This window comes from Shewanella aestuarii (genome assembly GCF_014647215.1).
Classification (GTDB): domain Bacteria; phylum Pseudomonadota; class Gammaproteobacteria; order Enterobacterales; family Shewanellaceae; genus Shewanella; species Shewanella aestuarii.
In genome coordinates this window covers 276,081-301,890 of the sequence record NZ_BMOT01000003.1, presented here as the reverse complement: position 1 = coordinate 301,890, position 25,810 = coordinate 276,081, and the positions used below count along the sequence as shown (strand labels likewise).

General features: G+C 39.9%; 25 protein-coding genes. 10 read left to right on the top strand and 15 right to left on the bottom strand.

Annotated elements, in window-relative coordinates:
- Positions 1–2: 2 nt before the first annotated feature.
- The 6 genes from IEY03_RS07330 to rlmN all read right to left on the bottom strand — a co-directional run bounded on the left by IEY03_RS07330 (position 3) and on the right by rlmN (position 6,209).
- Positions 3–623, bottom strand: coding sequence for a tetratricopeptide repeat protein (locus tag IEY03_RS07330; RefSeq protein ID WP_188840692.1), 621 nt, complete (start codon positions 621–623; stop codon positions 3–5).
- Between the two features lie 15 nt (positions 624–638).
- On the bottom strand, positions 639–1,913 hold the full coding sequence (gene hisS / locus IEY03_RS07325) for a histidine--tRNA ligase (protein ID WP_188840691.1): 1,275 nt from the start codon (positions 1,911–1,913) through the stop codon (positions 639–641).
- 113 nt (positions 1,914–2,026) lie between these two features.
- Complete coding sequence (gene ispG / locus IEY03_RS07320; RefSeq protein ID WP_188840690.1) at positions 2,027–3,142, bottom strand: flavodoxin-dependent (E)-4-hydroxy-3-methylbut-2-enyl-diphosphate synthase; 1,116 nt, start codon at positions 3,140–3,142, stop codon at positions 2,027–2,029.
- A gap of 84 nt (positions 3,143–3,226) precedes the next feature.
- A complete protein-coding gene (locus IEY03_RS07315; protein ID WP_188840689.1) occupies positions 3,227–4,270 on the bottom strand; it encodes a RodZ domain-containing protein in 1,044 nt (347 codons plus the stop codon).
- Complete coding sequence (gene pilW, locus IEY03_RS07310) at positions 4,271–5,056, bottom strand: type IV pilus biogenesis/stability protein PilW (protein ID WP_188840688.1); 786 nt, start codon at positions 5,054–5,056, stop codon at positions 4,271–4,273.
- 31 nt (positions 5,057–5,087) lie between these two features.
- Positions 5,088–6,209: a dual-specificity RNA methyltransferase RlmN gene (rlmN, locus tag IEY03_RS07305; protein WP_188840687.1), complete on the bottom strand. Its 1,122-nt coding sequence runs from the start codon at positions 6,207–6,209 to the stop codon at positions 5,088–5,090.
- A 148-nt stretch (positions 6,210–6,357) separates the two neighbouring features.
- Between rlmN and IEY03_RS07300 the strand changes: the two genes are divergently transcribed.
- From IEY03_RS07300 to IEY03_RS07285, 4 genes are all read left to right on the top strand, one after another.
- Positions 6,358–7,416: a CNNM domain-containing protein gene (locus IEY03_RS07300; RefSeq protein WP_188840730.1), complete on the top strand. Its 1,059-nt coding sequence runs from the start codon at positions 6,358–6,360 to the stop codon at positions 7,414–7,416.
- A gap of 141 nt (positions 7,417–7,557) precedes the next feature.
- Positions 7,558–9,291 carry a bifunctional metallophosphatase/5'-nucleotidase gene (locus IEY03_RS07295; RefSeq protein ID WP_188840686.1) on the top strand — a complete coding sequence of 578 codons (1,734 nt, stop codon included), beginning with the start codon at positions 7,558–7,560 and terminating at the stop codon, positions 9,289–9,291.
- Between the two features lie 79 nt (positions 9,292–9,370).
- Positions 9,371–9,673 carry an NrfJ gene (locus IEY03_RS07290; protein WP_188840685.1) on the top strand — a complete coding sequence of 101 codons (303 nt, stop codon included), beginning with the start codon at positions 9,371–9,373 and terminating at the stop codon, positions 9,671–9,673.
- A gap of 105 nt (positions 9,674–9,778) precedes the next feature.
- Positions 9,779–10,264: a GNAT family N-acetyltransferase gene (locus IEY03_RS07285; RefSeq protein WP_188840684.1), complete on the top strand. Its 486-nt coding sequence runs from the start codon at positions 9,779–9,781 to the stop codon at positions 10,262–10,264.
- Here the strand turns inward: IEY03_RS07285 and IEY03_RS07280 are convergent.
- Positions 10,243–10,476, bottom strand: a complete 234-nt coding sequence (locus tag IEY03_RS07280; protein ID WP_188840683.1) for a DUF3820 family protein — start codon at positions 10,474–10,476, stop codon at positions 10,243–10,245. The two genes, IEY03_RS07285 and IEY03_RS07280, sit on opposite strands and share 22 nt — an antisense overlap.
- Positions 10,477–11,061: 585 nt before the next feature.
- Between IEY03_RS07280 and IEY03_RS07275 the strand changes: the two genes are divergently transcribed.
- The 4 genes from IEY03_RS07275 to IEY03_RS07260 all read left to right on the top strand — a co-directional run bounded on the left by IEY03_RS07275 (position 11,062) and on the right by IEY03_RS07260 (position 13,918).
- The gene (locus IEY03_RS07275; protein ID WP_188840682.1) at positions 11,062–11,808 is read left to right on the top strand and encodes an AAA family ATPase; all 747 of its coding nucleotides are present in this window, start codon (positions 11,062–11,064) and stop codon (positions 11,806–11,808) included.
- Positions 11,768–12,184, top strand: coding sequence for a CopG family transcriptional regulator (locus IEY03_RS07270; protein ID WP_188840681.1), 417 nt, complete (start codon positions 11,768–11,770; stop codon positions 12,182–12,184). Before IEY03_RS07275 ends, IEY03_RS07270 begins: the two co-directional genes overlap by 41 nt.
- 181 nt (positions 12,185–12,365) lie before the next feature.
- Positions 12,366–13,190 carry a M90 family metallopeptidase gene (locus IEY03_RS07265; protein WP_188840680.1) on the top strand — a complete coding sequence of 275 codons (825 nt, stop codon included), beginning with the start codon at positions 12,366–12,368 and terminating at the stop codon, positions 13,188–13,190.
- A gap of 92 nt (positions 13,191–13,282) precedes the next feature.
- Positions 13,283–13,918 carry a nuclear transport factor 2 family protein gene (locus tag IEY03_RS07260; protein ID WP_188840679.1) on the top strand — a complete coding sequence of 212 codons (636 nt, stop codon included), beginning with the start codon at positions 13,283–13,285 and terminating at the stop codon, positions 13,916–13,918.
- Between the two features lie 61 nt (positions 13,919–13,979).
- Here the strand turns inward: IEY03_RS07260 and IEY03_RS07255 are convergent, their stop codons facing one another.
- From IEY03_RS07255 to IEY03_RS07230, 6 genes are all read right to left on the bottom strand, one after another.
- Positions 13,980–15,437: an HDOD domain-containing protein gene (locus IEY03_RS07255; RefSeq protein WP_188840678.1), complete on the bottom strand. Its 1,458-nt coding sequence runs from the start codon at positions 15,435–15,437 to the stop codon at positions 13,980–13,982.
- A gap of 311 nt (positions 15,438–15,748) precedes the next feature.
- A complete protein-coding gene (aceA, locus tag IEY03_RS07250; protein ID WP_188840677.1) occupies positions 15,749–17,071 on the bottom strand; it encodes an isocitrate lyase in 1,323 nt (440 codons plus the stop codon).
- Positions 17,072–17,165: 94 nt separating this feature from the next.
- Positions 17,166–18,821 (bottom strand): malate synthase A, encoded by a 1,656-nt coding sequence (gene aceB / locus IEY03_RS07245; RefSeq protein WP_188840676.1) that lies wholly within the window; start codon positions 18,819–18,821, stop codon positions 17,166–17,168.
- Positions 18,822–20,503: 1,682 nt separating this feature from the next.
- Positions 20,504–22,213 carry a tetratricopeptide repeat-containing diguanylate cyclase gene (locus IEY03_RS07240; RefSeq protein ID WP_188840675.1) on the bottom strand — a complete coding sequence of 570 codons (1,710 nt, stop codon included), beginning with the start codon at positions 22,211–22,213 and terminating at the stop codon, positions 20,504–20,506.
- Between the two features lie 36 nt (positions 22,214–22,249).
- The gene (locus IEY03_RS07235) at positions 22,250–22,465 is read right to left on the bottom strand and encodes a hypothetical protein (RefSeq protein ID WP_308424617.1); all 216 of its coding nucleotides are present in this window, start codon (positions 22,463–22,465) and stop codon (positions 22,250–22,252) included.
- Positions 22,466–22,491: 26 nt separating this feature from the next.
- Complete coding sequence (locus tag IEY03_RS07230; RefSeq protein WP_188840674.1) at positions 22,492–23,346, bottom strand: SAM-dependent methyltransferase; 855 nt, start codon at positions 23,344–23,346, stop codon at positions 22,492–22,494.
- A gap of 257 nt (positions 23,347–23,603) precedes the next feature.
- On the opposite strand from IEY03_RS07230, the gene IEY03_RS07225 reads away from it, so the two are divergent.
- A complete protein-coding gene (locus IEY03_RS07225; RefSeq protein ID WP_188840673.1) occupies positions 23,604–24,089 on the top strand; it encodes an outer membrane protein assembly factor BamE in 486 nt (161 codons plus the stop codon).
- A 235-nt stretch (positions 24,090–24,324) separates the two neighbouring features.
- Here IEY03_RS07225 and IEY03_RS07220 read toward each other — a convergent pair whose 3' ends face one another.
- Together IEY03_RS07220 and IEY03_RS07215 are read right to left on the bottom strand one after the other, a co-directional pair.
- On the bottom strand, positions 24,325–24,660 hold the full coding sequence (locus tag IEY03_RS07220) for an RnfH family protein (protein WP_188840672.1): 336 nt from the start codon (positions 24,658–24,660) through the stop codon (positions 24,325–24,327).
- Complete coding sequence (locus IEY03_RS07215) at positions 24,650–25,087, bottom strand: SRPBCC family protein (protein ID WP_188840671.1); 438 nt, start codon at positions 25,085–25,087, stop codon at positions 24,650–24,652. The genes IEY03_RS07220 and IEY03_RS07215 overlap by 11 nt, the downstream gene beginning before the upstream one ends.
- Before the next feature lie 216 nt (positions 25,088–25,303).
- Between IEY03_RS07215 and smpB the strand changes: the two genes are divergently transcribed.
- Entirely contained in the window at positions 25,304–25,801 is a 498-nt protein-coding gene (gene smpB / locus IEY03_RS07210) for an SsrA-binding protein SmpB (RefSeq protein ID WP_188840670.1), read from the top strand.
- Positions 25,802–25,810: the final 9 nt, after the last annotated feature.

Here is a 25,810-nt window from a genome sequence, read left to right as displayed (position 1 = left end):
CCTTATGCCTTGTTTAGGTTATCTAACTTTATCGTTAATGCTGGATTAGTTAATGCACCGCCATTATCAATTGCTGTTTGGTAGGCTTGCTTCGCAGAAACAAGATCACCTTGGCGAACTAAAAAGTCGCCTTTTAATTCTTCGCGTTGCGAAACAAATGCCGTATCAGTTACTGATTCTAATGTTTGCAGTGCAGTCCCCACGTTACCTTGCTCAGCTTGTAAACGCGCTAAACGAATAGTGGCTACCATATCGATACTCGCGCCAGGCTTAGCAACAATAATACGCTTATAGGCATCTTCAGCTTTAGTTAAATCACCTGCATCAACAGCGGCTTTAGCCGTCATCAACTCAAGCAATGCCTGATAGCCTTTTTGATCATGCTCTTTAACAAAATTACCCGCGCCTTCAATAAATACCGCTGGGTTAGTTGCATTATTTGCTAACTGTTCAAAAGACTCAGAAGCTTGTTCAGCAGACTTCACTTTCATGTCAGAATAAGTATTCCAACCAAATAAACCACCTAAACCTACTACAGCACCAATGGCAATTGATGATCCGTAATCTTTCCAGAACTGCTTGATAGCATCTACTTGTTGTTCTTCTGTGCTATAAATTTCCACGCGCACTTCCCCTTTCTAAATCAGTTCTGCAAGTTTAGCTACCAGCTCACTGCGGGTAACTAATTGTTGTTCGTTGTTATTTCTTAGTGGCTTGATGGCAACTTGATCATTAGCAATTTCGTTTTCACCAATAATTAAAGCAAACTGTGCACCGCTTTTGTCGGCACGCTTCATCTGCTTTTTAAAGTTTCCACCACCACAATGACTCATGACTTTAAGCGTTGGCAGTTGTTGACGCAACTCTTGTGCAACTTTAATTGCTTCAACCACACAGTTATCACCCATAGCAGTAACGTAAACGTCCACTTCTGAGGCGATATCATTATTAAGCTCTAAGGTTTCAAGTAGCAGTACAATACGCTCTAGTCCCATAGCAAAGCCAACTGCTGGGGTATCTTTACCACCAAGTTGACCAACTAGACCATCATAACGACCACCAGCAAGTACTGTTCCTTGGGATCCAAGGCTACTTGTCACCCACTCAAAAACAGTGCGATTGTAATAGTCTAATCCACGAACTAAACGAGGATTAATGGTGTATTGGATGCCAACCGCGTCTAAGAGTTCACACAAGGTTGAAAAATGTGTTTTCGACTCTTCGCCTAAATAGTCATTCAATGCTGGAGCATCAGTTAATAATGTCTGTACATTTTGATCTTTCGAGTCCAAAACACGCAAAGGATTACTATACATGCGACGCTTACTGTCTTCATCTAACTTATCTTTGTGTTGCTCTAAAAATGCAATTAAAGCCTCACGATAAGCTGCACGTTCAGCAGGATCGCCTAAGGTGTTCAACTCTAAAGAAACATGTTCTTCAATGCCGAGTTGTTGCCATAGACGTGCTGATAGCATTAATACTTCAGCATCAATATCTGCACTGCCAATACCATAAATTTCCACACCAAATTGGTGGAATTGACGGTAGCGACCTTTTTGAGGACGCTCATGACGGAACATAGGCCCCATGTACCATAAACGCTGCTCTTGATTGTATAGCAAACCATGTTCATTCCCCGCTCGAACAGTCGAAGCGGTTCCTTCTGGTCGCAGTGTTAAACTGTCGCCATTACGGTCTTCAAAGGTATACATTTCTTTTTCAACGATATCGGTGACTTCACCAATTGAACGTTTAAAAAGATCGGTACTCTCCACAATAGGAGTACGAATTTCGCTATAACCAAAAGCACTGACAGATGAGCGAATAATCGACTCTACCTTTTGCCATACTGGGCTTTGAGTTGGCAGAAGATCATTCATGCCGCGAATAGCTTGGATTTGTTTTGCCACAGATAACTCGTCCGTTAAATTGCTAGGCTAAACCAACAACCTTGGTTAACCAATAAACACATCGCCCATGCTTTTAGACCAGGTAATACCTGATAGATGGCACAGGCACAAAATTATTCAGTTGTATCGCTGATCTCAATGCGGTTTGCCATCATACTGGCTTTAGCGCGAATTTTTGCCTCTAGAGAATCCACGATATTGTCATTATCAAAACGTTCTTTTTGACGTTCACCATCATCGTAGTAACCACTTTTCCGGTGACCACCCGTCAGGCCAATATGGGAAACTAATGCTTCACCTGGACCATTAACAACACAGCCAATAATGGAAACATCCATTGCTGTAGTGACATCCTCAAGACGACGTTCTAACTCATTTACTGTTGAAATAACATCAAACTCTTGACGCGAGCATGATGGACAAGCAATAAAATTAATCCCGCGACTACGTATGCGTAGCGATTTTAAAATATCAAAACCGACTTTAATTTCTTCAACAGGATCCGCCGCCAACGAAATACGTAACGTATCACCAATACCTTCAGCCAATAACATACCGAGTCCCACAGCAGACTTTACTGAACCAGAACGCATACCGCCCGCTTCTGTAATGCCTAAATGCAATGGTTGTCTAATTTGTTTTGCCAGCAGACGATAAGACTCTACCGCCAAGAAAACATCAGAAGCTTTGACACTGACTTTAAACTGGTCAAAATTCAATCTATCTAATATATCCACATGACGCATTGCTGACTCAAGCAACGCCTCTGGAGTTGGCTCACGGTACTTGTCCATTAAATCTTTTTCTAATGAACCACCATTCACCCCTATTCGTATGGGGATATTTTTATCTCTAGCACATTCAACAACACTGCGAATACGTTCTTCATTGCCGATATTTCCAGGATTAATTCGTAAGCAGTCTGCGCCGTACTCAGCCACTTTTAATGCAATACGATAATCAAAATGTATATCTGCGACTAAAGGCACATTCACTTGTTGTTTAATTAATTTAAACGCTTCAGCAGCATCCATTGTAGGAACAGATACGCGGACAATATCGGCACCAACTTTTTCAAGTGCACGAATTTGAGCGACCGTAGCGGCAACATCATCCGTTTTGGTGTTGGTCATCGACTGCACGGCAATCGGCGCCCCGTCACCAATCGGAACGTTTCCAACATAAATGCGTGTCGAAGGTCGGCGGATAATTGGAGATTCGTTATACATGCAATGTTGCTCTACTAAAATTTATTAAAGTGGCGATTAAAACCATACCAATGAATTCGATAATAAACCTAAAAGTCTATATTTTTAATTAGGTTGGGTTAATGTGATACGAGCCACACGGCCATTATCATATTCCGATAAATCAACCTTATTACCATTAAGTGTTAACGACACAGCTTGGGGTGCGCCTAGAATCAATTTAAACGGAGCTTTACCAGACACATTCACTTCATGACCTGCTGTCTTGACGCCATCGACTAAGACTTTACCATTTACATCAACCAAATTAATCCAACAATCAGCAGATAACGACATTGCAACTACGGATAAACCATTGGCTGCTGCATCACTATTGTTGATTTCAGATTGGCTTGATGCAACGATTTGCGGTGTCGCTGGGGATACAGCGTCATTAGAAACCGCTGAACTATTGTTAGTTAAACCACTTGCGCTCACCTGGTTGCTGTTGGTTGCTACTTCTTCGGTATTAACAACATCAACAGGGACGATTGCTTGTTGTGAACCAATTGATGGTTGAGTTGCGGTATTAGCATCACTCAAAGCTGGGTCAACAAACTCAACGTCTGCACTGTTTGGTCTTTCTATTGGCGCCAATAAGTTAGCATAATTATCATCAAGCGTTACTGTCTCGGCTTGCATTTCCTCTACCGTGGGTAAAGCAAAGTTTGATTGGGTAATTAAATCTGACTTTTGTACCCACCATAAAACCAACATCGCAAGTAAAATAAACGCGATAGCATAAGTCACTAGATTTAAACGGCTATCTCTTGCTTCTCGGGATGTTTTTCGCGAAAAGCTTTGCATCGTGGGAGGAACATGCTCAGGTATCTGTTGATTCAAGCATGATTTGATAGCCTCAATATCGGCTTCGATAAAGCGGGCATAATTTTTGATATAACCACGAGCATAGGTATTGGAGGCAATATTATCAAAATTATCGGCTTCAATATCCATCAAAATGCGCGGGCGTAAATGCAATTGTAATGCAGCAGCCTCAATGGTAATGCCTTTGTTTTCACGTGCAGTTTTAAGAATTGCCCCGACGGTGGCAATGTCATTCACGGTTTCAACTGCTTCTGTGGTCTCGTCTAATTTTTCTATTGTCATTTAATGCAAGTTAGCTCTATATTCTTGTGCTTGAGGAGATGCAGGGAATTTAGCTATCAATAAGATGCCAAAACGCTTCATGGCGTTGATATCGCCAAGCCCTTGCTCTATTTTAATCCCTAACGCTAAACTTTCCGCAGTTTCATTCGCAACTTGGTGATATCGAGCCAAAGTGTCGCGAGCACTTGCATAGTCGGATGCTTCCATGTCCAACTCTGTTAATCCGATTAATGTGTTTCCACGGCGCGGATCATACTTTAATGCCATCATAAAATATTCACGCGCTTTGGTTAGCTTACCATCACTTCGGCTGCAAACACCTAAGTTTTCATAGCTTGATGCTGTTCGAGTATATTTAGGCGTTTCAATCGCCTCTAGAAACATTGTCTCTGCCCGGGCGTATTTTTTTTGCTGGCATAAGAATACCCCAAAGTTATTTTTTGCATCACCCGATGCATCACTCGCTTCGATAGCATCATTATAAGCACTTTCAGTGCGTGCTAAATCGCCAACGGTTTGATAGTAATATGCCATTGCAACATGCACTTCACTCATTTTCGGTGCAAATTCAACGGCTCTATCTAAATTATATTTTGCTTGCTCGCTATTTCCACGACGTAAATAGGTGAGTCCTAATTGCATCCGTTCGCGCGCTGCTGCCACTTTATCGATATCACGTTCAGCGACGGGAATATCTGTTCCACTGTAGGTTCGCTCGGTCACACATCCACCAAGGGACAAACCGAATAAACCTACTAACACTATTTTTTGCATTCTGAGCTTCATTGATAAGCCTATTTATTTTGCAAACAAAGAGTTAATCCATTGTGACTGAAATCTGGTTTTGTTGCATTTGTTTTTTTGCTAAACGTTTAGTGCGATCACGAATATCACCTGCAAGTTGTCCGCAAGCGGCATCAATATCATCCCCGCGAGTTTTACGTACTATAACAGTTAATCCATATTCCATAAGTACTTTAGAGAAACGGTCAATTCTTGAATTAGAAGAACGCCCGTATGGAGACCCTGGATAAGGGTTAAATGGAATTAAATTAATCTTACATGGCGTGTCTTTTATCACTTTAGCCAATTCATGCGCTTGGTCTGTACTGTCGTTAATATGGTCCAGCATAACGTATTCAACTGTAACTCGACCACGGTTTGCATTTGACTTGGCTAAATAACGACGAATACCCGCTAAAAACTCTTCGAGTGGATATTTTTTGTTGACTGGCACTAATACATCGCGAAGCTCATCGTTTGGTGCATGAATACTCACAGCTAGCGCAACATCAATAGCATCACCTAATTTATCAAGAGCAGGAACAATGCCTGATGTAGATAAAGTCACTCGGCGTTTTGATAAACTAAAACCAAAATCATCCAACATAATATCCATTGCGGGTATCACGTTGGCTAAATTGAGAAGTGGTTCACCCATGCCCATCATAACGACGTTAGAAATAGGACGATCGCCGGTATCTTTATGAAAACCTAAAAATTGCGATACCCGCCAAACTTGACCAACAATTTCTGAAACCGTTAAATTGCGATTAAAACCCTGCTGACCGGTTGAACAGAAGGTACATTCAAGTGCACAACCAACTTGAGATGACACGCACAAGGTTGCACGGTCTTCTTCTGGAATATACACAGTTTCAACTTCTTGGCCTTGTCCTACATCGATGGCAAACTTAATTGTGCCATCATTAGATTTTTGATAACTGGCAATTTCAGGTGCAACAATTTCACATTTAGCAGCAAGCTTAGCCCGCAATGCTTTGTTTATATTGTTCATTTCTTCGAAGTCGCTGACGCCAAAGTGATAAATCCACTTCATTAATTGATCGGCACGGAACGGTTTTTCACCCATTTCGCTGAACAACGCTCGCAGTCCTTTACGATCAAGATTTAATAAATTGATTTTCTTTTCACTCATTTGCCTAACCTCAAACACCTAAAACCTGTAACAGGGCGGCGAATTATACAGGCCATATCACGTTTTAGCCAGTATATCCGAGTTTGATAATATGATAATATCCTCGCGGGCAATAATGCCTGATACGAGGAAGTTTTTACTTACATTTATGTTAACTTTGTTTGTTATTGTGTTTGTTGCTATTGCAGTTTCTTTTTTGTGTAGCGTTTTTGAAGCTGTACTTTTATCGGTCACGCCAAGCTATATTGCCAACTTAAGAGAGTCCAATCCCCAAATTGCTGCCTTGCTGAATAAGCAAAAGCAAAATGTTGAATCGCCTTTAGTGTCTATTTTAACCCTAAACACGATTTCCCACACGGTCGGGGCTGCGGTAGCAGGCGCTCAAGCGGCGGTGGTTTTTGGCAGTGAAATGTTAGGTTTATTCTCAGCAGTACTGACATTCTTAATTTTATTCCTCTCAGAAATCATTCCTAAAACCTTAGGTGCTAATCACTGGCGAAAACTCGCGCCTACAGTTGCAATATGTTTGTTCTGGATGGAGAAGTTAACCGCACCGCTAATATGGATGTCGCAAAAGGTGACGAATCTACTGGGCAAAGGTGAAGAAGGTCAATACATTCGCCAGGAATTAAGTGCCATGACAAAAATGGGGAAAGACAGTGGCGAATTGGGTGAGCAAGAATCACAAATTTTGACTCAAATCTTATCTGTTAAAGACATGGTGGTAACCGACATAATGACCCCTAGAACGGTCATATTTAAATTGCCAACCGATATTAGCCACAATGATTTTATCGACAAACATTTATCAAGCCCGTTTACCCGAGTGCCAGTATATGAAGGTGAACGTGACAATGTAATTGGTTATGTCAATCGTAATGACATTCTATTGAATGTCCGTCAAACACCCGATGCGCAAATCAGTGATCATTTGAAAAGTTTATTTGTTATTCCATCATCGGTTAAAGTGTTGCCGCTTTTTCAAATGATGATTAAACGTAATGCGAAAATGGCATTGGTTGTAGATGAATATGGTTCAAGCGAGGGCATTGTCACTATTGAGGATATTATTGAAACATTAATTGGCTTAGAAATTGTTGACTCAAAAGATCTAGCGCCTGACATGCAAGCGCTTGCGAGAAAATTATGGCAACGCCGTGTAAAAAATAAAGGCCTAGTTTTATCTGACGATGGTGAAACCCATTAAGCTGTATTCTAGTAATACTCGCTCTAGTTTCTAATTCACTATGCTCAACTTGTATTGAACTTTGATACAAGTTGAGTCGTATAAATTAGTATATGCTTATTTTTAAATGCTAAGATAAATGGCATTCAGTTGAGGGAAAACATGCCTAATATTTATCGCCTATCTATTGCTCACATCAATGACACCCATTCTAACTTTGAACCTAGCCAGGTTAAATTTACCTTACAGCATCAGCAACAAAGCTACAGTTTAGCTGTCGATACGGGTGGCTATGCTCGCTTGGGATATCACATTCAACAAGCCCGCCAACGAGCCGAAGCTAACAAGCAGCCATTTTTGTTTTTGCATGGAGGAGATAGCTTTCAGGGAACATTGTATTTTCGTGAGTTTCAAGGTGCAGCTAATGCGCATCTTTTAAATTTGCTTAAACCTGATGCAATGGTGTTAGGCAATCATGAAATTGATGCAGGTAACAGCCCTGTTCAAGCGTTTTTAAATCGAATTGAATTTCCGCTAATGGCCGGCAATATGGATCTCAGCCAAGAAGATATCCATAAAGCAGGTAAACTGCGTGATCACCCACAATTATTAGATTATGACGTCAGCAAAGGTATCGCCAAGGTTTTGCTCAAACCATTTTATGATACTCACATTGCGATAGTCGGTATTACGCTAGATCAAATGCCGCTGATTGCTCGCCCAGATCCCGACACTCTGTTTGTTAACGCCATCGACACCACCAGACGCACAATTGAGGCTCTGCAGCAACAAAATATTAACCATGTGGTAATTTTAAGCCACCTTGGTATAGATCAAGACCGCGAACTGGCAAAACAAGTCAGTGGGATCAGCTTAATAATTGGTGGTCATTCTCATACGCTTCAGGGTGATTTCAGCAGCGTTGGCATGGCTAATATGCCTTATGGGGAAATCGTTAATCAAACCCCGATTTTCCATGCAGGAAAATATGCCGAAACCTTAGGCTTAGTTGATCTTTGTTTTGATGCTAGTGGTAAGGTCTGCCAGTTTGAAGGCGATAATTTCTTTATGCTTGGCAATGACATCGACATTAGTCAGAGCTCTGAACACCCCATTCCTGAGGATGTCCAACACTTATTAATCCAGCAATTACGTCAACATCCTAATATGCTTAATGGGGCGCAGGATGATCAAATTGATAATGTCATTCAAACACAATATCGCCCTGCACTTGCTGCCCTCGAGCAACAAATTCTCGCCCATATTCCGAAAGATTTTATTCATACTCGGTTACCCAGTAAGCACTTCCCCAATGGCAGTGAAATAGCGCCTTGGGTAAGCCGTAGCATGTTTAAAGCAACCCAATTAGTTGAGCCAAAGTTAGATTTTGCATTACACAATGCTGGCGGTGTTAGGCAATCGCTCAGTAAAGGACAACTTTCTGTAGCCGATGTATTCGGGCGCATCCTGCCCTTCGAGTTGCCTTTAGTCACATACCAAATTAAAGGCCAATACATCATTGAGGTGTTAGAGTCGACCATTAATGCCGCCACTAATAACGGCATAATCGGCACGGGTGCAGGTAGTTTTCCTTACCCATACGGCATTCGCTATAGTTATGATGGTAAAAAACCCTCTGGCGAACGTATAACATCCGTTGAAGTGTACCGTGATGAATTATGGCAACCTTTACTTAATGAAGCTTTGTATATCGGCGTATCTAGCTCATATACAGCATCAGGACGCGAAGGTTATGGCGCTATCCTTAAAGCGTTATGGCAACAGCCCGTAGACAATAAAACGCTTCCGGAAGCATTTATTGACTTCGTTTGCCAATATGGATACAAAATAGGCCAACAACAAATTGTAAATATAAATTACATTAGCCATCGATGATTTTAGGCGTTGATCACAGACGGCAACTGAGTTGCATGTTTTAATGACGCCATTACTGAGTAAAATCAAGGAAACATTAATGAAAACAAAACTAATAAAAATTCTTGCCGCGGCAACGCTTGCTTTGGGTGTTTCTTCAGCTTGGGCTCAAGGTGTTATCCATCAAGGTGAAGTTATTGACACCATGAATGGTGGTGGTTACACATATGTGCAAGTAAAAGAAGCAGACAAAACTTACTGGGCTGCAGGACCTCAAGTTGAAGTCGTTAAAGGCGATAATGTTGAAATGTCTGAGCAAATGTGGATGACTGATTTTAAAAGCTCTAGCTTAGATCGTACATTTGATGAAATTATGTTTGTTGGTCATATTATCAAAAAATAATACGCTAAAATTTGACCTACTAATATCGGTTAATCTCTACAGGTTTTAATGTCCTGATGGAGTTAGCCGATTTTTTCACCCCGCGTTGCTCAACAGATAAAACCTATGACTGCTTTTACTATCGTTGATTTTAATCCTTGTCATGCCGCAGCAATTAGCCTGTTGTATCATCAAGCCATACATGCAATTCAGCATCCAAGATACAATTCAGCCAAAAAGCTCGCATGGTCTCAGGCGCCGCGTTCGGCAAAACATTGGCAACTTAGGTATAAACGCAATAAAGCTTGGATAATACAAAATGCCCAACAACAAATTGTTGGTTTTATTGGTATTGAAACCCAGTTCCATCAACGCGGATACATTGATTGTCTCTATGTAGATCCACAATTTCAACAGCAAGGCATAGCCAGCCTATTAATTGAACATCTACAATGCTGGGCTAAGTCGCAACATTTCCATCAATTATCTGTTGATGCGTCCTACCTGTCTAAACCTCTATTTGAGCGGCACAAGTTTACACTCATCAAATCTAATTTAAGAGTCAAAAACAACCAAACATTGGCGGCCTTTTACTTAGAAAAAGTATTATGATTTGGTTTAACTAAGGGTTGAAGCATTTCTTCTAAGCCGTTCAGTTTCACTTCATACATCAGTGCCAGTTGCTGACCTAATTTCCCCTCAGGAAAGCCTTTAGCGTGAAACCACACCAAGTAAGGCTCAGGCAGATGTAACAACTTACGCCCAGCATATTTACCAAAAGGCATGGTTTGGTTAATCGCCTCTAATAAAGCTTGTTCATTCATTTAGCTTGTACTCATTTTTATTCAACCGCTAACGGCATCGAATGTATCCACTAACACAGCTGTTCACTTTGTTATAAGTTACCTGGGCATTAAAGCGTGCTTTGCCACAGGATGTCGACCATCGCTTTAGTATGACAACAAGGCCGATAGTTAATCGTGGCGTGATTCTACATAAAAAATTGATAGCAGAGTAAAAATAGATAACAAAAAATATGGCGTAGAGTTAGAAACGATGCATCCCCTCTCAGAGCAGCAATAGCATAGCAAAATCGCATATACCATTTAAGAATATAAAAGCAACAATAATGCAATAATGGTTATACAAAAACGAAATATTGATCGATGTGATTTTCATAACAACACCTAAAAATGCCTCATAATGCTGCCAAGTGATTCATTAAATTAACCTTTTATCAACATCCGCTTATCAATGATTAATCGTCAATTTTTTGCCGAATTTAATAATAGCGTCAACAAAAAAACACCGTGACAATATATAAAAAACGTCAAAAATCAGCTAATTGACTAAGTATTAACATCCAGACTACATTACAGCTATATCACTCAATAATGAGGTGTAGATAAATGATTATTTTAGTTGGTGGCGAAAAAGGCGGTAGTGGCAAAAGCTGTCTTGCACAAAATATCGCGGTGTTTCTAACAAAAGAAACTAAAGCCAGTGTCATCATGGTGGATTGCGACCCCCAAAGAACCACATCCGATTGGATCCAGGCGCGTAACAATAACCCGGACTTACCTGCGATCAATTGTGTGCAACTTTACGGCAAAATTCGCAATGATTTACTCAGTTTAGAGCAGCACTATGACTATGTTATCGTCGATTGTGGTGGCCAAGACAACCTTGCTCTGCGTGCAACCATGTCAGTTGCATCACATGTATTGATGCCGCTAAGGCCTAAACGTCGCGATCTTAAAACCGTTAGCCACATGGATGATATTGTGGCGACCTGTATGATGATTAACCCCAAAATGCGCGCCTCATTTGTTATTACCCAATGTCCTAACTTGCCCAATCAAGCTGGCAGAATATTGGAAGCAAAAGATGTTTGTCGCACCTACGATATTAATGTGCTGGATGCGGTGAATTTCAGTCGTAATATTTATGATGACAGTGAAGAGTCAGGCTTGTCGGTTATTGAAATCGAGCCAAATGGCAAAGCAGCTGACGAAATGCGTGCTATTGCGTGTGAATTACTGCAAGCAGAAAATGCTAAACAAATCATGGAGCAGCGTTTATCGCCGCGTAATGTCACCACACTAAGGGAAAATTATGGGACTGGCCGATCTCAAGAAAAACGCCTCGTCATGTAACGCTGCGTTTTCAAAAAAAATGTCGATTGAAGAGTTCATCGATAACGCAAGTCTCTATGCGTTAGGTAAAACTCATGAATTTGCTCAACACACGAATGTGGTTGATTTTTTACCGCGCCGAGACAATAAGCATGTAACCCAATCACTCAAGCTGGTAAACCAAACGCCCAAGGTCGAAAAACCTTTTCGACGCGCGACCTTTACGTTAAGTGAGCAAGCAATTAGTGATTTAACGGCGTTAAGTCAAGCCAGTAAAATGGCTAAGTCGAAATTAATTCGCCACTTAATTACAGAACATACCTCGTTATCTGAAGACGAAAAACAAGCTTTGTATGCAAAATTTGAACATGAAACTCAGCTGAAATCGATACCTTAAAAATAATAATTACCCAAGAAATTTATGTGTTAATTGCTCTCTTACACACGAATTTATTGGTTTAGTTTTTCTCCCCGCACTCTTTATCTGGCATCATTTATTGTTGCCAGTTTTTTTATCTGCTTGAAAAGTCACCATTCTTACCCCATATCTTCAGGACCTACTTTATTAGAGCCTGTTTATGATAGCTATTATAATTGTGTGCATTATCGCCATCTCAGCCATCTTTTGGATTGCCAGCGCTCAATTGAGACGTGAACATCATCGCCAACAAGTATGTTTGCAGGCTTTCCCTAAAACATGGCGCAGCATACTGCGACAACGTTTTCCCTATTTTCAAAGTATGCCAACCGACCTACAATTGCAGTTAAAAAAGCACATTCAAATATTCATTGATGAAAAGCAATTCGTTGGCTGTGATGGACTGGCTATCACTGATGAAATAAAGGTCACAGTTGCTGCTCAAGCCTGTTTGCTGCTGTTAAACCGTAAAACAGACTATTACCCTAATTTAAAACAGATCCTTATTTACCCACATGCATTTATCGTTGAGCAGCAGAAAGTCGACTTTGCGGGAGTTACATCGCATCATAGAAGTGTCTTATTAGGAGAATCTTGGGGGAATGGCAAAGTCATTTTGTCTTGGCAAAATACATTACATGGTGCAGCAGACCCCTTCGACGGCCAAAATGTGGTGATACATGAGTTTGCTCATCAATTAGATCAAGAGAATGGCCCAGCAAACGGTGCCCCAACGTTAAGACAAATTAAAGATTATGCCGATTGGTCATCGACCTTAGGTAAAGAATTTAAACAGTTACAGTATTGCGCATCTCAACAAATACCGTCATTATTCAACTATTACGGTGCCACTAATCCTGCGGAATTTTTTGCCGTAATAAGTGAAACATTTTTTGAAAAACCTAAGGCTTTTTCTCAACAGCATCCTGAGTTATATGATGAGTTAAGCCAATTTTATCAATTGAACCCAATACATTGGCATTAATCATAAAATCGCAAACAGATATCATCTTCAGTGCCAATACATTTCCACACAAAATAGTTGTCTTATTAAGTGCCAGCCAGCAAGGAAAAATTATGCAATCCATTATTCATCGATTAGGATTTATCGCAGTACTAATCACAACGGTTACTGCCTTTGAAATCAATGCTAACCCTTTACAGCATTTTGATAATGAAACCGCAGTGGCTGAACAAGCTGAAGAGAGCGCCAAGGCAGCCGTTGATAAGCAAGTGATTAGTAGCCAACAAAGTAGTGCTGAATCTGAAGCTGTGATCACTAATATTAATCAGACAGAACACACGATAGACAGTCAAGGATTAACTGAAGAAGATAGCCATCAAGTCAATGGCTTATTGAATCAGCTGCATGAAAGTGCTATTTCAGCTGACTGGGAAACATATTTTAATTTATATCACCAGGATGCGATTTTTATTGGTACTGATGCTACCGAGCGATGGAACATGGTGCAGTTTAGAGCCTATGCAAGCCCAACTAAAGGCTGGCGCTATGATCTACAAGCTCGTCATTTACTGCAAATTGGCGACATCATTGTATTTGATGAACAATTATTCAGTCCCGCCTATGGTATCAGCCGTGGAACTGGGGCGTTAATTCATACAGAACAAGGCTGGAAAATAGCGCAGTACCATTTAAGCTTCCCGATCCCAAATGATAAAGCAAAACGTATTACCACTTTGATCATGCAATAAACATTTAGCGAATTAACTAAATAAAAACGCCCTTAATATTGAACATATTGAGGGCGTTTTGCTATTTCATCGCGACACTAAAACAGACATTTGCAAGCTGTGAAAAATGCGTAAATGCATCAAAATCAGTCTGATCGAATCGTCTTAATGATGCATGCCTGTCGGCATAAAACACCCCTAATACTTTCGTATTTACCATTAATGGTGCAATTAAAAAACCTTCACGTGACAGATGATCTGCTGAGTTGGTTATTTTTGAGGATTCAAGGGTTTGAGCTTGTTGCACCCATTGTGGTTGTTTCAGCTCAATACATTGAGCAAAAATAGATTGGTGGTCGGTAAGTTCAATCACAAAAGTGGTTTTCATGGTTTCTGCATCATCGCCCATAACTACTCGAGGTTGGAGCATTTTTCGATTAGGTGTCAGTAATAATACGCCACATCTATCTACCCCTACGCCACTGAAAATCCCTTCCAAAGCCGTTTGCATTACCTGATTAAAATCCGTTTTATTGATCGCAAACCCAGTTAACTCACGCAGCTTGGTTAACTGGACACTTAAATTAGCTTCACGTAATAAGGTTTCAGGCTGTGGCGCGTCCAATTTTTCAAATACCTTTTCAGTATTTGGAATATAATCAACCAAAGCCTTAGCGCCATAATCAATCGCCAACTGATGGGTCACTTTATTACAACGGATTAAACGCTGATTAAATTCTTCAACCTTAATGCCAAGCATATCGGCACCTTGTTGTAAGCGCTTTTGAAAACCTTGCGGATCGAGTTGTGGTTGGGCTATCGATTCAGCCAATTTATCGGCTAAAAAAATACAGCGTATTTCTGGCATGCGCTCATCTGGATTATTGAGTGCTTTAAGCAAGGTATCACCTAAGCCCCAACTTCTGGCAATACCTTGGGTTAACTGATTAAAGGATGTGCCAAGTTCAGAACGAATTAGGTTTAATTGATCTACGCTGTTTTCAGTATTTAACAACTTTGCATCTAATGCATCGGCTAAATCCCCTCCCATGCTCCAAAAGGCACTTTCACCGATGCGATATAGTAAGGTGGCAATAAAAACTTCTTCGCGCAGGCTTTCATCACGGTCATTCAACATCATACGCGCAATCATGGCGGCATGAAACGATTGCCCCATAAGCTTAAGAAGACGCTGAAAGACGCTGTCAGATAGATTATGATTTTCAAGTAAACTGGATAATAAGCGCGCAGTAAGACAAATATTTCTAATCGTATCAAACCCAAGCACAACGGCCGCTCGGCTCACAGTAGAAACTTGATTAATGCCTTTATTATAAATAGCACTATTAGCTACCCGTAAGATACGTGACGTTAATGCATTGTCGTGCATCACACTGCGACCGAGTAACGATAAAGAGGACACGTCATCCTTGGCCAGCCTCTCTAGATCTCTCACAGTGGAACATAAGGCTGGCATTTCTTGATCACTAATGCGTTTGGTCCAGTATTCAACACCTTTATGAGATGGATTAGCTGTCATATTTGTTCTTTTTATTAAATTAATTTTGAATATTCACTAACAAGTATACCCAAGATGGCTAGTTCAGCGAGATATTATTGCGCTATGAAAAGACTATAGATAAAAAAATCGGCCCATAAAGGGCCGCAACACAAGCGAGTTGGTTAAAAACTTACGGGTAGGAAGTGCATCCAATGATAAGAATCAACATCAAAGCTTTGTCGGCTTTTGACCCATCAAATTGGATAAAAGTCCCGTGCGGCCTGTAGGAGAACCGCACGGGGTTACAACAGTCGCAATGCGACTAAACTGTAAAACGGTAAATCTAAATCTTAAAACTGTTCTTCTTCAGTAGAGCCGGTTAGGGCTGTAACTGAAGACTTACCACCTTGAATGCAGGTTGTCACTTGGTCAAAGTAACCTGTACCTACTTCTTGCTGGTGAGATACGAACGTATAACCTTTCTCAGCTGCAGCAAATTCAACTTCTTGAACTTTCTCAACATAGTGCTTCATACCTTCACCACGAGCATAGTCATAGGCTAAATCAAACATGTTGTACCACATGTTATGAATGCCCGCTAAAGTGATGAATTGGTACTTGTAACCCATGTTAGAAAGCTCTTGTTGGAATTTAGCAATCGTTGCATCGTCCAAGTTTTTCTTCCAGTTGAAAGAAGGTGAACAGTTATAGGCAAGCAACTGATCTGGGTATTGAGCATGAATTGCATCAGCAAATTTCTTCGCTTCTTCCAAACAAGGTTTAGCCGTTTCACACCAAATTAAATCAGCATATGGCGCATAAGCTAAGCCACGAGAAATAGCCTGATCAAGACCCGCTTTAACACGGTAGAAACCTTCGCTAGTACGCTCCCCTGTAACAAAGTCACGGTCGTAAGCATCACAATCTGATGTCATTAAATCTGCAGCGTTGGCATCTGTACGGGCAATCACTAATGTTTCAACACCGCTAACGTCTGCTGCTAAACGTGCTGCAACAAGTTTTTGAACTGCTTCTTGAGTTGGAACAAGAACTTTACCGCCCATGTGACCACATTTTTTAACTGACGCTAATTGGTCTTCAAAGTGAACACCAGCAGCACCGGCATCAATCATCGACTTCATTAATTCGAATGCGTTTAGTACGCCACCAAAGCCCGCTTCAGCATCGGCAACAATCGGTAAATAGTAGTCAGTGTAATTTTTGTCACCAGGATTAACTTCTTTGCTCCACTGAATTTGATCTGCGCGGCGGAAAGAGTTGTTAATACGGCTAACAACTGCCGGTACAGAGTTCGCAGGATAAAGTGATTGGTCCGGATACATAGTGCCCGCTAAGTTAGCGTCTGCAGCAACCTGCCAACCAGACAGATAAATGGCTTCGATACCTGCTTTAGCTTGTTGAACAGCTTGGCCACCTGTAAGTGCACCAAGTGAGTTAACATAACCCTTTTTAGCGCCGCCATTAACAAGATCCCATAATTTTGCAGCACCCAATTTAGCAATAGTATTTTCAGGAACGACTGAACCACGCAAGGCGACTACTTCTTCTGCTGTAAATGGACGTTTAACCCCTTTCCAACGTGGATTTTCAGCCCAATCTTTTTTGATTGCATCGATTTGTTGTTGACGAGTTAGTTGTGTTGCCTTAGTCATAATGTGACTCCTTCCTGTTTGACTGCTAGTCAGTTAACACGGCTGCACAATACAGCACGTGAGATTCTAATAATGAATAAAATAGTGTTTGCTATTAAGCGGTTAAAAGCTCGTAGCCAGGTAGTGTTAAAAAATCTACCAATTCATCTGATGTGGTAATTTGTTCAAGTAACTCTGCCGCTTTAGCAAACTGACCTGATTCGTAACGCACATCGCCTAACTCTTGCTGCACATTAATTAACTCTTCTGCCAGCATGGTTCTGAACAAATCCTTAGTGACTAATTTGTCGTTCGATAAGGTTTTACCGTGTTGGATCCACTGCCAGATTGAAGTACGCGATATTTCAGCTGTCGCGGCATCTTCCATTAGGCCGTAAATCGGCACACAACCGTTACCCTGGATCCACGCTTCAATGTATTGAACCGCAATGCGAATATTCAAACGCATACCAGATTCTGTTCGCTCACCATCGCATGGCATAAGCAGCTCTGAAGCTAAAATGGGCGCATCAACGTCGCGAGTGATATGCAATTGGTTGGTTCGATCACCGCCAATATAATCGTTGAAAATAGCCATTGCGGTATCCGCAAGCCCTGGATGAGCAACCCAAGTGCCGTCGTGGCCATTTCGTGCTTCAAGTTCTTTATCACCGCGAACCTTGGTTAACACTTGTAAATTAGTTGCTTCGTCTTTAGCCGGAATGAATGCCGCCATTCCTCCCATAGCTAATGCACCGCGCTTGTGACAGGTTTTAATTAATAAACGTGAGTAAGCACTTAAAAACTTAGTGTCCATTGTTACCGCTTGACGATCCGGTAATACTCTATCAGCATGGCGTTTAAGCGTTTTGATATAACTGAAAATGTAATCCCAACGTCCGCAATTCAGTGCCACGATATTTGAACGTAGCTCATATAAAATTTCGTCCATTTCAAATACGGCAGGCAATGTCTCAATTAAACAAGTACATTTAATCGTGCCAGGCTTTAAGCAAAAACGTTCTTCAACAAAAGCAAAAACCTTTGCCCACCAACGTGCTTCAATATGACTTTCAAGTTTAGGAATATAAAAATATGGGCCTGAATTTTTAGCCAATAACTGGTGGTAGTTATGGTAAAAATACAGCGCGAAATCCATCAAACCACCTGGGATAGCCTGGCCTCTGTATTCAACGTGCTTTTCTTTTAAATGCAGACCACGAACGCGAGCAATTAACACAGCAGGATCAGGATTCAACTTATACTGCTTGCCCGTTTCTGGCGCTGTGAACTCAATATCACCACGAACCGCATCACGTAAGTTGATTTGACCCTCAACCACTTTTTGCCAGCTTGGAGCCAATGAATCTTCAAAATCTGCCATAAACACTTTAACGTTGGCATTTAACGCGTTAATGATCATCTTGCGATCAACTGGACCGGTAATTTCAACACGACGATCAGTTAAATCTTGGGGTATGCCGCGAATAGACCAATCACCGTCACGAATAGCACGGGTTTCGGGTAAAAAGTCTGGTAATTCGCCACCATCAATACGAGCTTGTTTTTGCTTACGTTTTTCAAGTAACTGTGGTACTTCTGCGGCAAAACGGCTACATAAACTGTCAAGTAATGCTATCGCGCCAGAATTAAACACTTCGTCTTGTCCTGCTATTGCAGGGCCTACAATGACTAAATCTGAAGTGCTTACAGAAGTTGACTGTTCAGATGTTGTCTTACTGTACTGTGCTACTAATTGCTCTGCCGTCATAACCTGACTCCCTTGGTGCGACCTTCATTGTTTATGCATTGTGTTGATCATATTCACTCGTAAGCGTTTAAAAACGAAAGTTAAGCATTACAGATAAAAGACTCAGAATATTTAAAGTTGCTTGCTTAACATACTGCAAATGAATCCAAGCTATCTATCTAACCACTTCTACTTAACTCTCACGCTTGATCAAACATCAAATGTTCGTTTCGCATTAAAAACTACGCAAAAACAGTTGTATTTGCAACAGTCCAAAACTTACCAATCAGGTCAAAATACGCTTAAAAACACCCTTTAAAAATGGTAATACCAAGGCAATAAAATATACATAAACAATTAATATAAAACACAATTTAAAAACTTAACCTTGTGAAATTCACATTGTAAAATTAAAAGGTCTTACCTTATTACCACGCAAAACCAATGAAACTAACAAACGTAATTTAATTACAATTCGAAAACTTAACATTACACAACTTTAGTCGAGTTTCATATTTATGATGAATTAATCCTGTTTTGAACTCCCCTTGAGGTAATGTATTATTTCTCTTTAAATACAATAAATTAACAATTTTAAAACAAAACCCAACTTCAAACGACCGTTTTAACTTGACGTTTACGTAAAGGTAGCATTTAGCATTGATAGTTTGAGTTAAATTCAGATGCGCGTTATCAGATCATCAATCTAATTAAGAGTGGTATTTATGAAAAAAAAATTAATTTATTTGCATTTTTAATGATTTATTTGCATTTGGCGGGTAAAAAAGGCTTAAACAATCATTTATTGCACATTGAAGCCGTAGTTATCTAAATTAGGAACGATTTAAAATCAGGCTTTAACGCAACTTTTTACATTTTTATATCCACCTAAAAGCTCAGTGATATACATCAAACAACGCAAAAAGCTATTCGCCAATCATAAATACTACACAGCGAATTGCATGTTGGAGGTAACTATCCATTACACGGGATAATCTATGCGGCTCAAAAACGTTACCGTTACACTAACAGTATTCAACCTGATTACGGCTCAACGGCTATTGCCATGCAAATGCGTCTTGTCATCTGTGATGTATTCAAGTTTACCAATGACGGCCGTTATGTATGCCGTTGCAAGATGATTGATCCATAAACTAAGCAGACTTAAAATGACCTCTTAGTGATTATTATTAACAATAAAACCCGAATTCAGATAATCACTGCGACACTCTTAATTGAAGCATAGAAGAAGCCAACTGCTGAAAGTGGTAGGCTTTATCTCGCCAAAGAAAAAGAATATCACTATGAGTTATCAGCAATTGACTGAGGGAAGAACTAAATCGAACTGGAGTTGAACAACTTCAAATCGAAATAAAAAATGCCTAACAAGGCCACTTGGCAACGCTAGTGGTGTTTTGCCTTACACAAAATGGCTTACATTAAACGTGAAATGGAAAAGCCAACTCGCCTTATTATCAAAAAAGCCAGAATTCAACATTAAGCAATTGAATTTAAAATATAAATACCACTTATCCATTTGGTAACCTAAGTTAAATTTTAGATATACAAATAAAGGGAAGGTAGAGATTTGGGAAACATCAAGTGACAGCATTTGCCATCAATGACGGGTAAATCTCAGGTATTTGAATGAAGTGGATAAAGCAGTAGAAGTAATGTCATACATTTTCAAAACGAAACCGGGCTTATGCAAAGGCAGGTTGATAAATAAGGACTTTATTTCGACCTTGACGTTTACTCTCATATAACGCGATATCCGCGCGACTTAAAAGTGGATCAAGACTTAAATCATCTTCATCAAGTGAGCTGATACCAATACTAATGCTAATTGAAAAATTATGTCCCGAGTACTTGGTGTTAATGCTCTCTATTTCAGAACGAATACTTTCTGCCAATACAGATGCAGTCTGCTCATCGGTATTGGGTAGATACAACACAAACTCTTCGCCACCCATTCGACAAAAAATATCCGTTGGTCGAATAATATCTTGTATAACATGGGTTACTTTTTTCAGTGTCCAATCCCCTGTTGCATGGCCAAAACGATCATTAATTGATTTAAATAAGTCTAAATCTAAAATCATCACTGAGAACTGGTTGTGATTAGCCTGAACTTGTACAAGCTCATCTTCAGCTAAATCTTGACCTGTTTGGCGGTTATAAATCCCCGTTAACCCATCTCGCTGAGCTTGTCGCCTAAATTGGTTTCGCTGTAACCAAGCGGTTAATAGTAACAACAACAAACCAACACACACGCCAAAAAGCAATGTTGAAAACATCATTGATGAGCTTTTCTCTTTTAGCATAAGGTCTTTTTGCTGCATCATTAACATTCGCTCTTGCTGCAGACTTTTATTTTCTCTGTTGGCTTCAGCATTATTAAAGCGTGCCATCTGGTAAGCGTTTTGTTTGTTGGTTTTATCGTTTAAGTCTTGCAAATCTAACGTATGAGCTATCTGTTGATACTGATAGGCTTTTGCATAATCCCCATCTTTGTTCGCCAACATGGCTAAAACCTCATTAGCTCGCTTCTTTACATGCTGGTTTACTTTGTCTTCATTCAGTTTGCTGAGTTCATCCGCATATTCAGCGGCTTTGGCGTAATCCTGTTGATAAAAATAAATTTTACTCAAATAGGATTTCACATCATTGATTTCAGGTTGAAAACGAAATTTTTGATAACCTGTTAATGCAGTTTCAAACATAGGTTTGGCAATGGCTAATTGACCTAATTCGAAATAACTCTCTGCCTGGCCCTTAATTGACATAGTGCCGATCAAGGGCTGTTCATTAGTTTCACAATAAATTTGTGACTCTTTAAACAAATTGTTTGCTTGTTGATATTGCGCTAGCCTCAAAGTGGCCACAGCCAAATATAATTTTGCGTAACATTCATCCTTAGTGTTTTTACCTTGATTGAGATTAAGCACTAAACTGGCAGTATCTCGCATTTCGTCATATGCATTTAAATCTAAAAAAATATTCAGCAAACGAACATAAGAAGCCACTTTTAAACTGGTATCCTGATAGTTTTTTATTCTAGACAAGTTTATCTCTAGCATAGAAAAAGCCGCTTGATAGTTTCGTTGCATTAAATATATGGTGACTTTATAAAGATATATACGCGTCAATAACTCTTCAGAAGGATCAAATGACAAAGCTAGCTCAAGTGAGCTATTCGCTTTATCTAACTCGGATAAATATAAGTATTTGATACTGTATAAAGTATGGTACGTAGCTAATTGTGAACTAGTAAGTTGAGGTAATGAATGTTCTAACTCTGCAAACATTATTTCTGCTTGAGGTAAATCCGTTTGTAATAATTTATCGACTTTAGCCAAGTCTTCATCAAAATTTTGAGACGCGAAAACACCACTGGCAAAAACCAATTGCATCAAAAAACAGTAAATAAACCTTTTGAAGATCATTTATTACTCTGTAGGCGTCGCAATAACGATATAAGCCTGCATTAAGCTGTCACCTAATAGTGCTTTTAAGCCATCAATATCACCCGATAAAACCAATTCAATTTCTTGGTTAGTTAACCCATTTGCAAGCATAACCCCTTTAGGATCAGCTTTATAAGCTTCTAATAATGCGGCATCAGTTGAGAGCAATTGAGCAAAATGTTGTAATTGTGACATCATGTTATCCTATAAATTAAGGCTTACTACTAACCTATATTAGCCTCAGTAATCCCTAATTGTGCCAGTATTTGATGATTCAATGATAATGCCTCAGCTGGCGGTATCATCAAGGTGCTAATGGCATTAAGCTGTATATAAGGTAATTGAGCTAAGGTAATCGATTCTATTCTTGGTTGCTGAAAAGGCAAAGTCGCCGCTTCATACACAATTACAGAGTGCTCTAAGGAATACCATTGATTTAAATGCGCTACAAGTATCTCAAGCTTTTCTTGGGTAGTCGATAAATGGGTTAACGTATGCTCACCCGCTAAGGCAATCTGCCATAATAGTAAATGAGAGCGAGTATTAGGGAAATGGTTATAAAGCAAAAACTGCGTTGCCTCAAAACTCTGATGCCCCACACTTGCGGGATCTATCCCTAAATCGGCCCATAAACTCGCTTCAGCTGAAATACCAGGTAACATCTTGGTTTCAAACCCCTCATCACGGGCCAATTTTATCGCGCGATGCCCAACACTGGCAAATACTCCCGGATGCCCATAAAAGGCACACACAACTAATTTTCCATGACGAACTTGAGTTAAAATTTCATCAACCATCTGTTTATAAGTTTCACGACGATTTTTAAGCTCACCGACTTTTGCATAAAATGGTTGCAAAGACTGCACGTTGTCATTAAGTGAGGCTAGCCATCTCTGTGCAAAACCATCAGTGACTAAAGAAAACACCACATCAGCGATTTCAATATAGCTCTGACTTAAAACGCTTATTTGCCCCAACTGGATACCTGTACCCACACAAATTAAACGTCCTGGGAGTTTAACCGAAGTACTATCCTGCTCTGATGGGAAAACATCTTTTATCTTTGTGGCATTTTGCATTGAACAACTCATTTCTGTTTTTATAATTAACAATACCGTTGCATAGAACCCAATAACATTTACTTTACATTGTATTGAATGACAAATTAAATGTTATTCAGCAATTATTGCAATGCTTTTATGACTAAACCCCTATTAAAAGCTATGAACTTATATCCATAAAATGAATCAAATGACCTGCAAATCATATCCCCCCTTGTCAGGATAGGGCTTGCTTGGGTATGATGGCCGACAGAATTTGGGAAGTAGCACAGACAATGATTAACAAAAAACAAAGTCTTACTCTGTTAAGCGCAGTAGCATTATCTATCTCTTTAAGTGGTTGTGGTGTATTCGATTGGCTAATTTATAAGCCTGATGTTCCACAAGGCAACTATATGGAGTCACAGCAGGTCGATAAATTACGTGTCGATATGACCAAAGAACAAGCTGAATATATTTTAGGTCGTCCCGTTTTACGTGATAGCTTTGCCGATGATACTTGGTATTACGTGTATCATTTTAAAAGTGGCCGTGATGCAAGCATCATCCACAAAGAGTTAGTGATCCACTTTATTGATGGCAAAATTAGCCGTGTTGAAGGAGATTATGACCTCAGTGCTGATTTTAATACGCCATTGAATGAAAGTAAGTTGCCATCGATTAATGAGCCAGAAAATGAACCTCTCATTCCTGAATCTCGTCCTGATTCAAAGCCACTTGTTGAAGAGAAGCGTGGATTAAACACCTCTAACGTTGATTAGCCTAATAGTTAACTTAACTCTGCAGCCAATAAAAAAGCAGAGCGATACGCTCTGCTTTTTTAGAAGTAGAAAATGCGAATACCTAACCCATCTTGCTTACTAGTTACACAAGCTGTACAAAACAGATTCGGTGACAACATACGATAAAGCGCAAATAACCATTACTAAAATAAAAAATGGTTTTACTGAAACAGCAATTACCATTAAAAATAAAACTTAACCCAATTAAGCTACATTAACTAAGTTTTGCCCCAGTAATTTTATTAATTCGCCCTTCATCCTTAGCTTTTTCAGCTCGTTTACGGCGCACATCTTTAGGATCGGCGATCAGCGGGCGATAAATTTCGACTCTTTGTCCAGGCACGAGCACTTCATCGTGCTTAGCTTGTCGGCTGAATACACCCAGCTTAACCGTTGCTAAATCAATCTGTGGAAAAAAAGCACATATATCACTTTGCTTAACCGCTTCAATAAAGGTACAACCTGGCTTGACCATCACGGTAATTATTTTTTGCTGCTTAGGTAAAGCATAAATAACATCAACGGCAAAAGGCTCTTGTTCAATTGTCATGATAAATCACCTTTGCTCGATCTGTGAATGCCGTCACCATAGACGACATCAATTGTTTAAATACGCGCCCAAAAGCCAAATCAGAAAGTGGGTTAGAAAACTCAAAATCTAAATCAAACTCAACTTTACAGGCATCATCTGTCAATTCGGTAAATACCCATAAACCATTCAAACGTTTAAAAGGCCCATTTTCTAATGCTAAAGCAATACGTTTACCCACTTCTACTTGATTACGCGTGGTAAAAGTCTTTTTGATGCCAGCCTTGCTAACATCAACCGATGCAACCATGGTTTTTCCATCAAATTCAAGAACTTTCCCACCTACGCACCCAGGTAGGAAGGCGTGATAAGATTCTACATCGTTAACTAATTCATACATTTGCATGGCACTAAAGCGTACCAATACACTTTTGGAAATTTTAGGCATTCGTACTCACTTTTACGACATAATGATTGGATTTTATCACGATAAATAAAAAAGGCATCTGTTGCGGCACAACATAGACGTACACAAACCAATAAATTAGGTATAATCGTTGAATTATTAATACTCTCCCCCATATCTGTTAAAGGTAAGCCCTATAAACAGCGCTTTTCAAATGGGCAAATTGCAGGCGATATAACGCCTAGATGGTAAAAAAGCATGGTAAAAAAGAATTCAAAATCGGGAAAAAATCCCTCAGCAACCATCGCACGTAATAAACGTGCCACTTTTGAATACCGTATTGAAGACAAAATCGAAGCGGGTTTAGAGTTAATGGGATGGGAAGTTAAATCCATCCGTATGGGTAAAGTTAACTTATCGGATTGTTATGTTTATATCAAAAACGATGAAGCATTTATGCACGGTTGTACTATTCAGCCATTAAACACTGCTTCAACACATGTGGTATGTGACCCAATCAGAACCAAAAAGTTACTTCTAAAGCGAAGCGAAATCGATAAGCTTGCAGGACTCATTGAACGCCAAGGATATACCTTAATCCCACTTTCTATGTACTGGCGCAAAGGTGCGTGGGTAAAAGTAGAAATTGGTTTAGGTAAGGGTAAGAAAGATCACGATAAACGTGAAGACACTAAAGAAAGAGAATGGAAAGTTGAGCAGTCTCGGGTGATGAAAAAAGGCAGACTGAACGGATAATAACCAAAC

What these genes read in the sequence shown, in the direction of transcription:
- ispG (WP_188840690.1), bottom strand. Translation starts at nt 3,142, where the DNA reads ATGTATAACGAATCTCCAATTATCCGCCGACCTTCGACACGCATTTAT.
- IEY03_RS07315 (WP_188840689.1), bottom strand. Translation starts at nt 4,270, where the DNA reads ATGACAATAGAAAAATTAGACGAGACCACAGAAGCAGTTGAAACCGTG.
- pilW (WP_188840688.1), bottom strand. Translation starts at nt 5,056, where the DNA reads ATGAAGCTCAGAATGCAAAAAATAGTGTTAGTAGGTTTATTCGGTTTG.
- rlmN (WP_188840687.1), bottom strand. Translation starts at nt 6,209, where the DNA reads ATGAGTGAAAAGAAAATCAATTTATTAAATCTTGATCGTAAAGGACTG.
- IEY03_RS07300 (WP_188840730.1), top strand. Translation starts at nt 6,358, where the DNA reads ATGTTAACTTTGTTTGTTATTGTGTTTGTTGCTATTGCAGTTTCTTTT.
- IEY03_RS07295 (WP_188840686.1), top strand. Translation starts at nt 7,558, where the DNA reads ATGCCTAATATTTATCGCCTATCTATTGCTCACATCAATGACACCCAT.
- IEY03_RS07290 (WP_188840685.1), top strand. Translation starts at nt 9,371, where the DNA reads ATGAAAACAAAACTAATAAAAATTCTTGCCGCGGCAACGCTTGCTTTG.
- IEY03_RS07285 (WP_188840684.1), top strand. Translation starts at nt 9,779, where the DNA reads ATGACTGCTTTTACTATCGTTGATTTTAATCCTTGTCATGCCGCAGCA.
- IEY03_RS07280 (WP_188840683.1), bottom strand. Translation starts at nt 10,476, where the DNA reads ATGAATGAACAAGCTTTATTAGAGGCGATTAACCAAACCATGCCTTTT.
- IEY03_RS07275 (WP_188840682.1), top strand. Translation starts at nt 11,062, where the DNA reads ATGATTATTTTAGTTGGTGGCGAAAAAGGCGGTAGTGGCAAAAGCTGT.
- IEY03_RS07270 (WP_188840681.1), top strand. Translation starts at nt 11,768, where the DNA reads ATGGGACTGGCCGATCTCAAGAAAAACGCCTCGTCATGTAACGCTGCG.
- IEY03_RS07265 (WP_188840680.1), top strand. Translation starts at nt 12,366, where the DNA reads ATGATAGCTATTATAATTGTGTGCATTATCGCCATCTCAGCCATCTTT.
- IEY03_RS07260 (WP_188840679.1), top strand. Translation starts at nt 13,283, where the DNA reads ATGCAATCCATTATTCATCGATTAGGATTTATCGCAGTACTAATCACA.
- IEY03_RS07255 (WP_188840678.1), bottom strand. Translation starts at nt 15,437, where the DNA reads ATGACAGCTAATCCATCTCATAAAGGTGTTGAATACTGGACCAAACGC.
- aceA (WP_188840677.1), bottom strand. Translation starts at nt 17,071, where the DNA reads ATGACTAAGGCAACACAACTAACTCGTCAACAACAAATCGATGCAATC.
- aceB (WP_188840676.1), bottom strand. Translation starts at nt 18,821, where the DNA reads ATGACGGCAGAGCAATTAGTAGCACAGTACAGTAAGACAACATCTGAA.
- IEY03_RS07240 (WP_188840675.1), bottom strand. Translation starts at nt 22,213, where the DNA reads ATGCAATTGGTTTTTGCCAGTGGTGTTTTCGCGTCTCAAAATTTTGAT.
- IEY03_RS07235 (WP_308424617.1), bottom strand. Translation starts at nt 22,465, where the DNA reads ATGATGTCACAATTACAACATTTTGCTCAATTGCTCTCAACTGATGCC.
- IEY03_RS07230 (WP_188840674.1), bottom strand. Translation starts at nt 23,346, where the DNA reads ATGCAAAATGCCACAAAGATAAAAGATGTTTTCCCATCAGAGCAGGAT.
- IEY03_RS07225 (WP_188840673.1), top strand. Translation starts at nt 23,604, where the DNA reads ATGATTAACAAAAAACAAAGTCTTACTCTGTTAAGCGCAGTAGCATTA.
- IEY03_RS07220 (WP_188840672.1), bottom strand. Translation starts at nt 24,660, where the DNA reads ATGACAATTGAACAAGAGCCTTTTGCCGTTGATGTTATTTATGCTTTA.
- IEY03_RS07215 (WP_188840671.1), bottom strand. Translation starts at nt 25,087, where the DNA reads ATGCCTAAAATTTCCAAAAGTGTATTGGTACGCTTTAGTGCCATGCAA.
- smpB (WP_188840670.1), top strand. Translation starts at nt 25,304, where the DNA reads ATGGTAAAAAAGAATTCAAAATCGGGAAAAAATCCCTCAGCAACCATC.